Source organism: Candidatus Xenohaliotis californiensis (genome assembly GCF_963930935.1).
GTDB classification, from domain to species: Bacteria; Pseudomonadota; Alphaproteobacteria; order Rickettsiales; family CAWVOK01; genus Xenohaliotis; species Xenohaliotis californiensis.
Genome location: NZ_CAWVOK010000035.1, coordinates 1 through 15591, shown reverse-complemented (window position 1 = coordinate 15591; position 15591 = coordinate 1). Strand labels below are relative to the sequence as shown.

The 15591-nt window shown below is 30.1% G+C and carries 14 protein-coding genes and 2 tRNA genes; 9 read left to right on the top strand and 7 right to left on the bottom strand.

Translation table 11 applies throughout. The features are described 5' to 3' along the window. A partial coding sequence (locus AABI72_RS04945; RefSeq protein WP_338365004.1) for a 4a-hydroxytetrahydrobiopterin dehydratase occupies window positions 1-962 on the bottom strand: 962 nt, incomplete at its 3' end. A 61-nt stretch (window positions 963-1023) separates the two neighbouring features. Here AABI72_RS04945 and AABI72_RS04940 point away from each other — a divergent pair. From AABI72_RS04940 to AABI72_RS04920, 5 genes are all read left to right on the top strand, one after another. Next, window positions 1024-1842 (top strand): hypothetical protein, encoded by an 819-nt coding sequence (locus AABI72_RS04940; RefSeq protein ID WP_338365001.1) that lies wholly within the window; start codon window positions 1024-1026, stop codon window positions 1840-1842. A 77-nt stretch (window positions 1843-1919) separates the two neighbouring features. Further along, window positions 1920-3167, top strand: a complete 1248-nt coding sequence (locus AABI72_RS04935) for a hypothetical protein (protein ID WP_338364999.1) — start codon at window positions 1920-1922, stop codon at window positions 3165-3167. Window positions 3168-3273: 106 nt separating this feature from the next. Then, window positions 3274-3825 (top strand): 16S rRNA (guanine(966)-N(2))-methyltransferase RsmD, encoded by a 552-nt coding sequence (gene rsmD / locus AABI72_RS04930; protein ID WP_338364997.1) that lies wholly within the window; start codon window positions 3274-3276, stop codon window positions 3823-3825. Window positions 3826-3864: 39 nt separating this feature from the next. Then, window positions 3865-4608 carry a 3-oxoacyl-ACP reductase FabG gene (gene fabG, locus AABI72_RS04925; protein ID WP_338364995.1) on the top strand — a complete coding sequence of 248 codons (744 nt, stop codon included), beginning with the start codon at window positions 3865-3867 and terminating at the stop codon, window positions 4606-4608. A gap of 97 nt (window positions 4609-4705) precedes the next feature. Next, entirely contained in the window at window positions 4706-5131 is a 426-nt protein-coding gene (locus AABI72_RS04920) for a hypothetical protein (RefSeq protein ID WP_338364993.1), read from the top strand. A gap of 100 nt (window positions 5132-5231) precedes the next feature. On the opposite strand, the gene AABI72_RS04915 is transcribed toward AABI72_RS04920, so the two are convergent. The 4 genes from AABI72_RS04915 to tatA form a co-directional block, all read right to left on the bottom strand. Then, window positions 5232-5304 (bottom strand) — tRNA-Thr (locus tag AABI72_RS04915). 35 nt (window positions 5305-5339) lie between these two features. Further along, window positions 5340-5411: transfer RNA gene (locus AABI72_RS04910), tRNA-Thr, on the bottom strand. Between the two features lie 59 nt (window positions 5412-5470). Next, on the bottom strand, window positions 5471-6091 hold the full coding sequence (locus AABI72_RS04905) for an exopolysaccharide biosynthesis protein (protein WP_338364991.1): 621 nt from the start codon (window positions 6089-6091) through the stop codon (window positions 5471-5473). Next, window positions 6075-6263 (bottom strand): twin-arginine translocase TatA/TatE family subunit, encoded by a 189-nt coding sequence (tatA, locus tag AABI72_RS04900; protein ID WP_338364989.1) that lies wholly within the window; start codon window positions 6261-6263, stop codon window positions 6075-6077. The genes AABI72_RS04905 and tatA overlap by 17 nt, the downstream gene beginning before the upstream one ends. Window positions 6264-6460: 197 nt before the next feature. On the opposite strand from tatA, the gene AABI72_RS04895 reads away from it, so the two are divergent. Further along, on the top strand, window positions 6461-7771 hold the full coding sequence (locus AABI72_RS04895; protein ID WP_338364987.1) for a hypothetical protein: 1311 nt from the start codon (window positions 6461-6463) through the stop codon (window positions 7769-7771). 9 nt (window positions 7772-7780) lie between these two features. Further along, window positions 7781-9049 carry a type II secretion system protein gene (locus AABI72_RS04890; protein WP_338364985.1) on the top strand — a complete coding sequence of 423 codons (1269 nt, stop codon included), beginning with the start codon at window positions 7781-7783 and terminating at the stop codon, window positions 9047-9049. 721 nt (window positions 9050-9770) lie between these two features. On the opposite strand, the gene AABI72_RS04885 is transcribed toward AABI72_RS04890, so the two are convergent. Together AABI72_RS04885 and AABI72_RS04880 are read right to left on the bottom strand one after the other, a co-directional pair. Continuing rightward, on the bottom strand, window positions 9771-12191 hold the full coding sequence (locus AABI72_RS04885) for an AAA family ATPase (protein WP_338364983.1): 2421 nt from the start codon (window positions 12189-12191) through the stop codon (window positions 9771-9773). After that, window positions 12172-12498: an ATP-dependent Clp protease adaptor ClpS gene (locus AABI72_RS04880; RefSeq protein WP_338364981.1), complete on the bottom strand. Its 327-nt coding sequence runs from the start codon at window positions 12496-12498 to the stop codon at window positions 12172-12174. Before AABI72_RS04880 ends, AABI72_RS04885 begins: the two co-directional genes overlap by 20 nt. A gap of 300 nt (window positions 12499-12798) precedes the next feature. On the opposite strand from AABI72_RS04880, the gene AABI72_RS04875 reads away from it, so the two are divergent. After that, complete coding sequence (locus tag AABI72_RS04875; protein WP_338364979.1) at window positions 12799-13272, top strand: hypothetical protein; 474 nt, start codon at window positions 12799-12801, stop codon at window positions 13270-13272. 230 nt (window positions 13273-13502) lie between these two features. Then, window positions 13503-15428 (top strand): hypothetical protein, encoded by a 1926-nt coding sequence (locus tag AABI72_RS04870; RefSeq protein ID WP_338364976.1) that lies wholly within the window; start codon window positions 13503-13505, stop codon window positions 15426-15428. Window positions 15429-15591: the final 163 nt, after the last annotated feature.

Sequence of the window (15591 nt, the reverse complement as noted above, 5' to 3'; positions counted from 1 at the left end):
TCATCCTCATCTTCTTCATCTTCATCCTCTATATCATCCTCATCATCCTCATCTTCTTCATCTTCATCCTCTATATCATCCTCATCTTCTTCATCCTCATCTTCTTCATCTTCATCTTCATCCTCTATATCATCCTCATCTTCTTCATCTTCATCCTCTATATCATCCTCATCTTCTTCATCTTCATCTTCATCCTCTATATCATCTTCATCTTCTTCATCTTCTTCATCCTCATCTTCATCCTCATCTTCATCCTCATCTTCATCCTCTATATCATCTTCATCTTCTTCATCCTCATCTTCATCCTCTATATCATCCTCATCTTCTTCATCCTCATCTTCATCCTCTATATCATCTTCATCTTCATCTTCTTCATCTTCATCCTCTATATCATCCTCATCTTCATCCTCTATATCATCCTCATCTTCTTCATCCTCATCCTCATTCTCATCTTCATTATTATAAAGATTGTCACCAGTGTTTATCTTGGAGTTATTGATCGTGGATTTATCATCTTTATTTGTTGATTTTTCTGTTTTGCTTGTGGTATTAATGTTTTGATTTTCATCATCCTTGTCAAAAGTAGCTTGTAATTCACTTGATATTTGTTCTTTATTTTCATCACTTATTGCTCCAAAGATAGCGCTTATTTTTTTAGCAATGATAAAATCATTTAAATGTAATCCATTAATTTTGGTTGTGTGAATGCTAATTATTGCATAATCTTTGCCAAAAGTAATATTTGGATAGTGTTTTTCTGTTTTTGTTAGCTTGTTTACTTGATTAATAAATGATGAGACAAATTTAAATGAGCTAAAAAAGAAAAGACAGTGTAAATACAAATAGTTTGACCTCATCAGCTCCCATGTATTCAATTTTTTTAGCATATGTTTTGCTTTTTTTATAGACATAGGCTTAGTTTTTTTGTCTACTGGTTTACAGTTTAAGTGTGATAGTTTCATAAAAATACTTTCAATAGATTGAGCTTAAATTACAAATATAAAAACATGATAAAAAATAACCATGGGAAATCAAGAGTATTCCATCAATAGTGATAATACTGCAAAAGACATAAAGAAAAGTAAAGGTGTTATGTTTTTTTTGCTTAGCTTTATGTTTTTTGGATTTTCTTTATGCTTATTATTTGTGAATTGGTACTGGATTACTTCTCAGCAGCAGATAAAAGATTGCAGTGACTGCAACCAAGATAATTACATTGGTATGGTTGATAAATTTTTTTATACACTAAGTATTAACCAGTGTCATGCTGTATCTATAGCTTCACTTGCAATTGTTGATTTATATGCTAGCTTGTATTGGTTAAATAATGTAACAAGCTCAATGCATGCTTTAAAAACGTTTACAGTTAATAATTGGCAAGATTTAGGTAGTGTTTATGGTGAACAGATAATGCAGTTAGTTAAAATGGTAGAGTCTAATGAAAGTTTGATATATAGAAATCCTTTAATGATTGCTTTAGAATTAGATAACTTAATAAGTGAGATAAATGAGGATAGCTTTATGGAGAAGAATTTTTTTTCTTTAATAAAATTAAGAAAAAAGGAAAAAAATATTCAAAATATAAAATTAAAGAATGAGTTATTAAAGCTTTCATCAGATATAAAACATGATAAACTTTCACTGTCTGAAATATATAGTAGGATGGAAAACAATCCTAGTTTTGTAGATTTTGTTCCATCTATTATATATGACTTAAGATCTACAATAAAGCTTAAGCAAGCTTTTAAAGAAGTTGTGGACACTATGCACAATAGATATGTCTTATGTTCACCACTTGTTAAAGCAGAGCAGCAAAATGATCAACATAAGGTTGTTGAGTAGTAATACATATTTTGTTATGTTTTTTATTTTATTGTAGTTTATTTATACCCTATATCTTTTGGTAGAAAGGAATATTTATGTTAAAAGCTATAAAGCATTTATGTATGCTAATTGTTATTTTATTTGTAGCATGGTATGCACATTTAACTCTGCCATCTTTGAATTTTAAATACAGTGATTATGAAATAAGTGTTTCATTTGGATTGATTTTATTTTGTGCAATATATATTTGTTTATTTTTTGTAGCTATATATAACACTGTATTATTTTTTTTATCCATTCCTAAGAGATTTTATGATAAGCATCATAATAATAGATATGAGCATGGAATGATAGCTTTAATGGAGGCTTTTATTGGAATACTATCAGATAATTTAGTGACTACTAAAATGTTTTACTATAAGGCACGCACAATTCTTGGCGATGTTGCTGAAGTTATGGTGATAAAAGCATATATACTATTAATGGAGAACAATAAAGTAAAGGCCAATATAGAATTCAGCAAGTTGTTAAATTATGATGACACTAGATTGCTGGGTATTAAATTTTTGAAAGATAGCAACAAGGATATTAATTTAGATAATTTAATTTTAATGGCAAGTAAATCATTGTCAACTATGTATCAGCCAGATTGGTTTAAAAGATTAGTATTGAAGCTATGGTCTGAGAATGGCAGCTGGAATGAAGTGATTAAGTATGTTGACTCTGCTGGCAGAAAGCATAAAAAATTTTTATTACCATATAAAGCATGGTGTCTGTATAATTTGGCAGTTGATATTTGCAAGGATGGCAATATTAAGAAAGCTAAACATATTCTTGAAGAGCTGATGTTAATTGATAAGAATAATTTAGGCTATATTTTAGAATACAGTAGAGTTTTGTATCATATAGATGGTGTTAAGGTAGCTAAAAAATTTTTATTGCATCAGTACAAATTGCTTAAATTACCATTAATATCTAGAGAAATCATTCTAATATTACAGAAAAATAAGGTTATGGATATTGAAAAGAGAGCATTGCTTAATAATTTTTTCAAGGTAAATGCATCTGATCCTTGGCCATTAATTGAGTTGTTCAATATATTGATTGCTGATCGTTGTTATAGTGAGATTGATGTTGTTGTTGAGCGCCTTGCTGAGATATCATCCACAGAACTGCTGGCCAAATTGTTTAGTTTGAAGCTAGCATTGCTTATAAATGGTGTTAATTCAGTAGATTTATCTGTAAAGATTGATATTATTATAAATACTGAAAAAAATTTGCTATTAGATAAATCTATTGTATTAAAATATAATAAATTTGACTTGCTACTTAATTCTAAATAACAGTAATTTGTTTAAATGTTTTATGTGAATCATTCTCATATTACAATGCTGTATATTGTTTTTTGTCTGTGCTATAATTTATGTTTAATTAGAAGTTAAATACTTAATGTCTTTTATTATAGCTGGCAAACATCGTGGTAGAAAAATTAGATCTAATAATAATATAAGACCAACTATGTCTAAGGTTAGAGAGGCTGTGTTTAATATATTAGGTAGCAGAATGGATTTGTTATCAGGATTTGTTGTGGCTGATCTTTTTTGTGGTAGTGGATCAATGTCTCTTGAAGCAATATCTAGAGGTGCAGAACATGTTTTTATGTTAGATAATGATCAGAAATGTTTAGCAACGGCATGGGACAATATCAATAGTATTAATGCAAATGAAAAAGTAACTATTATTAATCATAACATGACTCACAAAATAACTTCTGTTGATAGAAAATGTGATGTTTTTTTTATTGATCCTCCATATAAGGCTAATATTTTGCCAATGGTTCTTGATAATTTTGCCAATACACATATTTGTGGAAAGGATAGCTTGATAATATTGGAATTATCTAAAAAAAAGGATTTACAGATTAGTGATGCATATAAGCTGATTGATCAAAGAAGATATGGTGCAACCAAAATAATTATATTGCAGGCTAATTGGTTATAGTTATTATATAGTTATTTATCTGCATTTTAGGTTAAGGTTATGTTTGATTTACATGGAAAAGTTGCTCTTATTACTGGTGCTAGTGGTGGTATAGGTGGTGCTATAGCTAAGTTGTTTTATCGGCATGGAGCTATAGTAATTCTATCTGGAACTAATCAAAATAAGTTAACTATGATGCAAAATAATTTTTCAGAGAATGAAAGAGTGTATACAATTAGATGTGATTTGAGCAACAGAGAGGAAGTTAGGGGCTTGGTTGATAAAGCTAATCAAATAAATAATGGAGTTGATATATTGATTTGTAATGCTGGTATTACAAAAGATGCACTTGCAATCCGGATGAAAGATGGCGATTGGGATGATATTATGGAAATTAATCTTAGATCTGTTTTTATATTAAATCGTGAGTTTTGTAGGTCTATGATGAAAAAGAAGTGGGGGCGTATAATTAATATATCATCTATTGTTGCATTTACAGGTAATTATGGACAGGCAAACTATGCAGCAGCCAAAGGTGCAATGGTATCTTTAACAAAAACTATGGCATTGGAGTTTGCATCAAGGAATATTACTATTAATTGTATTGCGCCAGGTTTTATAGATACAAATATGACTAAAGTGCTTAATGATCAACAAAAAGAAAGGGCAATTTCTAATGTACCCATGGGCTTTATTGGAAATCCAATGGATATAGCATGTGGTGCTTTGTATCTTGCTAGTGATGGTGCTAGGTATGTTACGGGGCATTCTTTGCATATTAATGGTGGTATGTTCATGAGTTAGTTTGATTTATGTTTAGATTAATTTTGCCTATGGGTTTTTAGGTTGCATTGTGATTAGTGATGAGGTATAAAATATTTTTATTTTATATATGATCATCATGAATACTGAAGTACAGAAAAAGAAATGTTTATTGATGCATAGTAAAGATGTTTTTATTGATGACATACTAAATGTGTTAGAAAAAGTTTTTACAGTTAATATAATAAATGAGTGTAATGGTGAGTCATTTAAGGTTAAGCAGTGCATAAAGGACAGCAATCTGTGTTTAATTGTGGCTACTTTTGATAAGAATGTTTTGCATAGTGATATGGGTAAAATATGCTTGCACCCTGGAATGTCTTTAGACATTGTATTTTTTATGGGTTTGGTGACTGGTACCATTGATCCACATAGTATGTCTACAAAAGTTTTAGTTTACAATAGAGATAAGATAGTTGAGCCAGGTGTTATGTGTGCAATACCACAAGTTGCATCATTGTCTTCATTGGAGGATTTTTTACAGATGCAATATCACTTGCAGTAACTTGATCACAGTTTACTGTTCACGAATCAGCTGCTCTACCAATTGAGCCAAGTTGGCATTCAGTTAGCTGTATAATTGATTTTTCACTGATTAAGAAAAATGCCAACTATAGGACTCGAACCTATAACCTGCTGTTTACGAATCAGCTGCTCTACCAATTGAGCCAAGTTGGCATTCAGTTAGCTGTATAATCACTGATTAAGAAAAATGCCAACTATAGGACTCGAACCTATAACCTGCTGTTTACAAAACAGCTGCTCTACCATTGAGCCAAGTTGGCATTCAGAGCATTTTACATTAAAATGCCTAGCATTGCAAGATTGCATATTGTTCAATTGTTTAGCTAACAATATGTTTGAACATTGCTATAATCATTTTTGGACCAAAAATTATTACTGATAGAGAGACACATAAGCCAAATATTCCAACTATTATGCCAATTATCATAATAAGTCCATCACGATTTAATACACCTAAACACATAAGAACTATGCCAATTGCTGGTATAAAATTAGTTAGTGGCACAGGCAATGATATTGATAATGAGCATATAAGTGAAAGTATTGCAAATATTTTGTTGCCTAATAATGATATAATAATATCTAGCCGTGCTGAGGTAATTTTTTCCACTTTTCTTAAAGGCACTGAAGTTTTTTCTGCAATAAGTGCAAGAGTGGTTCTTTTAATTGACTTATTTTCTACCCATTTAGGCAGCCATGGAGTTGACATGCCAATTGACATTTGCAATGAAAATAGCAGCAATGGTATTGCTGCTATTGTTGTTGAGCCAGGTGGAACTGGTAATGGTATTGTAAGAGGTAGAGAAAAAACTAATAATAGTATAGCAAAACCACGCTCCCTAATTGCATTTTTTATCTCTTTGATTGATATCTTATCTTCTGCAAATGAGGCTGCAACATCAAGCAATACATCAGAGACAATTTTATTGTTTTTTTGCATTATTAGGATCTGTTTTTTTTAGATTATTATCTTCTTCATTTTCATGCATAGCTTTTTTAAAATTACGTAATCCATGCCCCAGATCGTGCATTACATTTGGCAGTTTGCCAGCACCAAAAAGTATCAATACTATTAACAAAACTAGCATTGCTTGCCATGGTCCAATAGACAATGGTAACCTCTTATTGAATTGTTAATTAATTGGAATTATTGCTTTTTTTGTTTAAGAAGTCAATCTTGGTCTATTGATATATACAGTTATTAAACACTTTTTAGTATATAGAATATGTTTATTTGATTGATGCATAGTTTACGATTTATACAGCATTTGCATATATATTTATGAATTATTTTATTAATACACTCTAAATGTTTTATTCAAAAATTGACAAAAATAGAGCACTTTCATTGGTTGAGGTAATTATTTTTATGCTGATTGTTTCTAGCATGATTGCTGCATTGATGAGTATGGTTAATTTTTTTACTATAACTTCTGGTACAAAGATGACTAAGCTTCGAATGGAGGCAGTTAGATCAGCATTAAAGTTTTATGTAGATGTGCATAGCAAATTACCATGTCCAGCATCATTTAGCAATGACTCTTCTAATGCAAATTATGGCAAATCTTCTGATTGTTCTAGTTTGTCTTCTCTTGTGACTAGTGATTCCAATGGTGAGTCTGTTGTGCATGGTGTTGTGCCATTTAAAACACTTGGATTACCAGAATCTTATGCTTATGACATATGGGGTGGCAAGATTTTATATGTTGTACCACAGTATTTAACATTAACTAAATCCATAAATGAGTTTTATTCTTATAAGCCAAAAGATAGCAATGGTGCAATTAAGATAAAAAATATTAATGGCAATAGTGTGATTGATGTAAGTAAGAACGTTTTATCTTATTTGCTACTTAGTCATGGCAGAAAGATGATTGGTGCATATAAGGCCAATAAAGTGCAGATAGCATGTAGCTATAGTACTGGTATTAATGGTATTGATATAGAGAATTGCAATGCTGATTCTAATTTTAAACATGCCAATCTTAACTATAGTGACAGTGCATATTTTGATGATTTGATGTTGTGGTCAACAACTCAAGAATTATCTCCTGCTGTGGCAGCATCTGTTAACAAGCCAAGTGTTGCTAGTGCATTTGATATTGGTGGTAGATTATTTTATGTTCATGGAATTACCAATGGTAGTAGTGCTGGATTAATAGATGGAATGAGATATTTGTACGTAGGTGTATTTGGTAATGATAATTTTATTGTGAAGAAAGAGAGTAAAGGATTAGTAAATATAGAGCAATGTTTTTCTGGCGATAGAATAATAACCAACAATGGTGAATTTTTTATCATTTACGATAATACAATTTTTTATGATGTTGGTGATATGAGCAATGTTGCTGTTATAAATGGTGATATAAAATCAGATACTTCCGGTGCTGCAGATATCTCCCTTTCACCTGGTTTTTATTTGTTATCACAAGATTCACTTAAATTTACCAATAGCAAATCTGGTATTTCTTCTATAAGTTTTCCAGCAATACTTTTTATTTCAAATAATAGTTTTATTGGCACAAGTGGTAATTTTGATGATTTTGCCTTTAATGCAATGCATGGAAAGATTGTATTATATTCTGGTGCTAATGCTAAATTTATAAAAATAACACATTAGGTAGTTATTATGCAAAAAAAACGTGGTATTGTATTAATAGAAATTTTGGTTGTTATGATTGCTTCTATGATAGTTATGGGTGCAATGTGGAATATAACAAATATGCGTAATATGAGCTATAAAGCTGATGTTACAAGAGATAGAATACATTATATTAACAATGCAATTAGAGCCTATGTTAGAGAACATGGTTATTTGCCATGCCCAATGATATCTTCATTATCATATGATGATGTAGATTATGGCAAAGAATCTCAATGTCGAGATGCAAAGTTACCAAGCAAGTTAATTAGCAGTGGTACTGATAATGAACTTGTTCTTCATGGTTCAGTACCATTTATAGATTTAGGTATACCTGAGAGCTATGTTTATGATAGCTGGGATAGGAGAATTAACTATGTAGTGGTTGCTGCACTTACTAGGTCATATGATGATTTTTTTGGTTATATGACTAAAAAAAACAATGGCGTCATTAGTATTATTGATAAAGATAAGAATAATATTCTAGATACATCAAATCAAGATGTTAATGCATATATACTGCTAAGTTATGGAAAAGGATCTTTTGGTGCATATGATATGTCAGGATCTAGGAAGGTATGCAAGTCTATAGCATTAGATGGTGAGAATTGCAATGATGACTCAATATTTTTAGTTAGTGATTTTAATTATGCACTTAATCCAATGTCTAATAAATTTGATGATTATTATGATGATATTATAGATTGGTCTGAATTTAGGGATCTTTACATAATTGCTTCCTCTACCCATGCTGCCAAAACTTTTACTGTACCAGAGCAATATAGATATTTTAATACATGGGGAATTATTCAGTACACAAGCACTCTTAATGTCTCTTATAATGGTTTATATGTAATAGATAATGCGCAATCATCTGATGTAATTAAGCAATTTAACCCACTTGATCAAAAGACTGATTTTGCTGTAATATTACGTCATACAGCTGGATTTGAGTTTTATTCATGTCTAAATGTGGGTGATATATTTATGGTTCATGGCATAGGCCATTTTAAGGTAGAAAGTCCAACTACACTTAGATTTATCATAAATAATAATATAGTTCACAGTATCACAAAAAACACAACAGAATCAGGTTTTTTTTTGTCTGATGCTGCTGTTTCAGAAGGTATAAATTACAGACCACATAAAAATTCTAGCATTGTTGCTAGCAATGAAGATTCTTTATTTTTGGATAGTGATAACTATCATACTATGTATTTTAATAAAAGCAGTAAGAAATGGAGCACTGCTTATTAATAGCATAATTAAAGTGTTTTATTTAATTAAGGATGGTTGATGCTAAATTGCTGACAACAAATATGAAATGTCTGGTATATTTCAGGATTTGCAATAATGAAGAATAGATTGCTTTGCAATGTTAAAGTTATACCATTATTGTTTGTGGAGATTGTTTTATGATATATGTATTTGCTTTAAGCTAATTTTTGCAAACAATAATGATATAACCTGTGAAACAATAAGTTTTTATTAATAATGCAAAATATTTAGTGGTGGGAGTATTTTATAAATATTTTATAAATATAATGTTATTAATAGATTTTTGCTGTATAGCAGCAATTAATTATGTATATTTTAAGTGTTAGTAATTTGCTTAATGAGCATTAGGATAATGCCAATGGTATACTGTGTCAGTTTTGAATTTTATTATAAGCAAAATAATATTATCTACAGTCCCTGTAGATTTAATTTATCAAAAAATATCTCATAAATTTTTGCTAGCTTCCATGGTTGTTTCATGTATGATTTTCTTCCATGTTTTCATAAAATCTAGATCTTATATGTGGATTTGCATTATATTTGATAAGTTTTTCCACAGGTTGTTTATGCATCAAATTACTATTATAATTAGATAAATAATTGTTTTTTTCTATTATAATTATCTATGGTTAAATCTGTAGATCAACACTTAGTTTTATATTTTTATTGATATTATTGCATGGCAGGCTTGCCATGCCTTTTATACCATGTTAGATATAGCTCCTCTTTTCTTTCTGGCTTTTTTGCTACTACTAATGCTAATTATGCATTCTCCATTTTGGATTTTAATTGCAATAGTTGAGCCTTTAATAATTTTATTTTCTATAATTTTATCTGCTATATGTTGTTTGATTTCTTCATTAATAATTGATTCTATTTTTCTAGCACCATATTTTAAGGTTTTTGTTTTTTGTAAAATATGCTCTATTGCTGAATTATCAATCTCAGCATTTATTTTCTCTTCCATAAGTTGCTCTTTAATTTGTTCTATAAATTTTTCTATAATTAATTTTTTAGTGTTTTCATCCAAAGTCTTAAATTGTATCAAGCAGTTGATTCTATTGCGAAATTCTGGTGAGAAAATTTTATTTATTTCTTTATTATTTTCAAGTTTTTCAGTGAACTGTTCTTCTGAGTTAAAACCCACTGGCTGTTGGTCTAAGTCTGATGATCCAGCATTTGTTGTCATTATTATTATTACATTTTGGAAGTTGGTTTGCCTGCCATTACTATCAGTTATTTTACCATGATCCATGATTTGCAATAATAAGTTATATATATCTTTATGTGCTTTTTCTATTTCATCAAGCAGTAGTACACTGTATGGATTTTTTGAAACTGGATCTGTTAGCAATCCTCCTTGATCATGACCAACATAACCTGGTGGGGCGCCAACCATTTTTGATACTGCATGAGACTCACTGTATTCTGACATATCTATACGAATTAAATTCATTTTTAATGATTCAGCAATTTTTTTTGCAGTTTCAGTTTTTCCAACTCCACTAGGACCAGAGAATAGATAGCATCCCAGTGGTTTATATATATTGCGCAATCCTGTTTTACTAGTTTTAATAGAGTTGCAAAGATTTTCTATTGCTTTATCTTGTCCAAATATATGTTGTTTGATTTGATTAGAAAGATTTTTTAATACTTTTATTTCTTTTTCACTAATTTTAGTATGTGGCATATTTGCAATCCGTGCAACAGTGTTTTCTATATTTTTTACTGTCACATTGCCACAGTTTGTTTTATTATGTATTTTGTGTTCAGCTCCAGCTTCATCAATCACATCTATTGCTTTGTCTGGTAATAATTTTTCATGTATGTATCTAGAAGAGAGTTTTACAGCACTGATTATTGCTGCATCTGTGTATTTTATTTGATGATATTGTTCATAGTGAGATTTAATGCCTCTTAATATTTCTATAGTAGCCTTAGTTGATGGTTCTTTTATGTTAATTTGTTGAAATCTTCTAATTAGTGCTCTATCTTTGCAAAGTTGATTGGTATATTCTTTATAGGTTGTGGATCCAATGCAACGTATATCACCTCTAGCTAAAGGTGGCTTAAGAAGATTGCTGGCATCTAATGCACCACCATTAGTTGCACCAGCACCCATAATGGTGTGTATTTCATCAATAAACAGGATGATATGTTTGTTTTTTTCAATTTCCTTGATGATCATTTTCATACGTTCTTCAAAATCACCACGATATCTAGTACCAGCTAACAAGCATCCCATATCCAGCATATAAACTATACAATTTGCCAAAGGTTCTGGTACTTGTTTATTTATTATTTTAAGTGCAAGTCCTTCAGCTATTGCTGTTTTTCCTACTCCAGGCTCACCAATTAATAATGGGTTATTTTTATTTCTTCTTAGCAATATATGGATAGTTCGCTCAACTTCTTTATTGCGACCAATAAGTGCATCTATTCTACCATTTTTTGCTTTTATATTAAGATTTGTGCAATATTCAGCAAGCACTTCATTTTCCTTAAATGCTGAGTCAGATGATGTAATGTTTTTTAGATTTAGTATTTTTGCAATACCTAAGTCTTTTTGTTCACTTTCTGTTTCATTGACTTCTTCATTGATTTTGTTTTCTGGCGCAGGATAACTGTATAGTAAATAAGCTGGTTGATTAATATTTCCTATGTTTTTAATATCAGCATCTATATCTTGTCCTTTAACAGTCTTACAGTTAATATAATTGAGCATATCCATATAGCTAACATTTTGTTCATTAAGAAAGAATACTGTGTGAGATTCTTTTTCTGCAAATAATTCTAATAGAATATCTGTAGTTGATACTTTTGATCTATTATTTTCATATGCTCTCATTGTAGCGTGATTTATGACTCTCTGTAGTCCAGTAGTTGGTTTAGTTTTTTCAATATTATCAACAACCAGCATTGATAGATCATTATGTAAAAAATTTTTTAATTCATTAATCAATGTTTCTATTTTTGCTCCACACCCTGTTAGTATTTCTCTAGTTTCTCCATCCTCCATCATTGCAAGCATTAGATGTTCTAGAGTTGCATATTCATGTGATAGGGATTTGGCAATTTCCAACGCTTTTTTCAAGCTTTTTTTAAGATTTTCTGACAACATGCTCAACCCCTTTTTGAATGATTAATTTTATAAATTGTTTATCTGAGGAGGCTTTCTTCATTACTTCATGAACCTTAGTCTCAGCAATGTCCTTGGTATAAGTGCCACACATTGTGTATCCTGTGTCACTTATTTCTCGTATCATGTTAATTGTTGTACTGTTTGAGTAATGGAAGTTTGTTTTAAGGATTTTATAAAGAAAATGGCTTGTTGTAGCTTCACCTTGTATCATCCATATTTGATACAGTGATGGTTTGTTGTTGTTGTTTCTAAACTGATCCCAGTCATTATTATATCCATTGTTCATATTAACCCAGCTTCATTGATATATATCTATTGATATCATGCAATATTTAAAAATATGTTATTCAACTTTGCCATAATGCAATATATGTGCTGTGTATCAGTTGTTATGATCTTATTTTATATTGTATACAAATATTTTTGTTGCTTGACATGTTAATACTTTATCTAGTATTGATTGTATATTTGATAAATTTGGCTTGTTGTGTATTTTATATATTTATTGTGTACTGTTGTCTGTTGCTGTGCAAAGCTTGTTAGTGCAAGTCAATTTTATAACCCAATATCTGAGTTTATGGTGCAAATGGGATATCTTCAAACTGGCTCTATTATGTGCTCAGAGATTGCCAACAATCCCAATACAATAAATGGTGTGAAACAGGAAATTTCTCAATTGATGGGAATTGCTAACTCAATTGCAGGTATAAAAATTGATGCTAATATTGATATTAATCAGCAGATGGGAAGTATATATAAATATTGTAAAAATCACCCTAATTCTCCTTTAGCAATGGCTTTTTTAGAGGTGGTCATGGGTGGTGTAAATAAATTTTTGCATGGTGGATCTTCTCACTCTGTCCCATCAGCTAGTTACAATAATGCTTACCAACCTGCAACTATTGGTAATTATGGTAATATGTCCACTAATTCAGTGAATAATAATAACCAGCATACTGGTACTATAAATTATTCACAACAACCAAGAGGTTATTATGATGGGATTGAGAGTAATAACAAAAGTCCTAAGCAGAATGGCATTGGTGTAATTAATTACTAGCTAACATCTGTTTATTTAGATTAAAATATTTAAAATTTTAAGCATATTAGTTATTGCTTATGTTTTGCTTTGAGAAGAGAATAGATATTGTAACTATTATTTTTTTAAAAAAAATAGTATTAATATTAAGCTATTTGCATCAATAATTAAACTAATTTTTTTAGAAATTAGTAAAAATTTATTATTCTATGTTAAGATAATGTATATAATATATTAATTGATGTTAGATTATGTTAAATGAAAAGTCTAATATGTCTAAGCACAGAAAAAATGTTAGAACTAGGCACAAAAAACATATTAAAAAAACAATAAGTGCTAAGCATAATGCTGACAAGTTAAGAGCAGCTGCTAGTCATACTCATAAAAACAAGATTCATAAGCCAAAAATTCAGGAGCATGATGGTATTTATAGAGATATAAATGAGATTTTTTTAAATCATAAAATAAAAACAATAGGAAATAAATTTAATAAGTTTAAATTAAAAGAGAGTGAATTAAAGAATGCAGATGATCTTGTTGCAGCTGGTGTACAGCTTGTTATTTCACAAAAATTATATGATAACTGCACACAATATATAAAAGATTTATCAGAATCTAGAAAAAAACCTGGCAGCAGATTAGCTGCAGTAATAAAAAAAAAATATGGTAAAAATATAGGTGGTATAGTTGGTTTTAAACCAGATGATTTAATTGATTGTTTGATTGCTGCAAAAGAAAAATTTTGTGCACCATCCACGGCTATTGTGCCCAGTGCTACTGAATGGACACCTGAGGAATTTGACCTGTTGTCTAATATTTGTCTATCTGTGCCAGTTAATGCTTTTCAGAGTGGGATTAGACCAGGTAATAAATTTTCTCTCAGAGAAAGAAACTACAATAATAAACCTTTTGCAACAAATTTATCTTTTGTTGTAGGTTTATTGCTTAATGGCAAGGGCAGTCCTGATTATAATTCTGTAGTTGTTAATGGCATTATAGACAAAAGACGTTTTCGAGAACGCTTAGAGGGCAGGTTGCTTCCTACACTTGTACATGCCTCAGAAAGAGCCAAGACTTTAGGCAAAAAAGCATGGATATCTGTTCCAGGATTAGGTGCTGGTGTTTTTTCTGGTGATTTTTCACCAGAAATAGTGCATGGAATACTTCTTGAGGCAATAGTTGAGATAGTAGATAGCAATAAAGAAATTCTTGCCAATATAGAATGTATTAATTTAGAAACTGGTGGTAAGATTGTTGATACTAAAGGCTATGACTTGTCAAATTTTGTATCTGTTTTGGCAAGAAAAAATGGTAGTAGAGTTTCTGTGGCTGCCTCACCTCAAATATATATGAAACGTGGTCCATTTGACCCAGTTAGTGCCAGTGAATATACATTTGGCTTTAATTGCAATATGCATGAACACTTTACACTTGTTGCTGGTTCTGCGCTCTCATTGCCAGGTAATGGGGCACTTTTAGGATTAAGTAACACAGATGAGGCATTAAAAGGATCTGTTACTGATCTTTTTTCACAACTTACTGGTGCTAAAGGTAGGTATAGAAACACAAGAAAGAGATATAAGCCACTTCATGTAAAAAATTGGTCAGATTATACAAATAAGATTAGAGAAAATATGGCAGGATTGCTTAAAGTAAAAGGTGGAAGATTTGTATATGATGACAAAAGTATTGCCAAACTTAATGAAGAGGTATTATCATATGAACAAAATAAGGAAGATGTTAAAATAAAGCCTTCTGATAAAAAAAATCATGTAAGTTTTAGTGAGGATATTGAAAGTGTTTTTATAGGTGCAAAACATCCATCTAGCTATGCCTATGATGAAAAATTTGATTCTCAAGAAACTACATTTAAAAAATATACAAATGAAACAAATGGTTTTTCTGCTCATGGTGAAGATTCTTTAAAAGAAAGTGTTTACAAATCATCTACAGAAAAATTAGGAAGTAGTACTCCCTATAAAGAATTTATTGCTACACAAAGTAATGCAAAAGAATCAGGTAATAATAGCAATAGCCATAAATTATTGGAACAATTAAAAAATGGCACTAAAGAGAGTTTTTCTTCATCTGATTCATTTACTGTTCATCAAAATACTACTTCTAGTGGTGCAGTTGCTGAAGGTATGGATGATAAAGATAAGCATAATACTCTCTAGTATTTTAGAATATTTTTGATAAAAATTATTTTTATAAGCTTGTTAAAAGATACATTATTTAATTATGTACTAAAATGTTATGTAAAATTAACTTAATAGTTTAATTAGTTGGTGCTTATAGTGTGTTGTTATATTTAAAATTATTTAAATAATTTATTATATA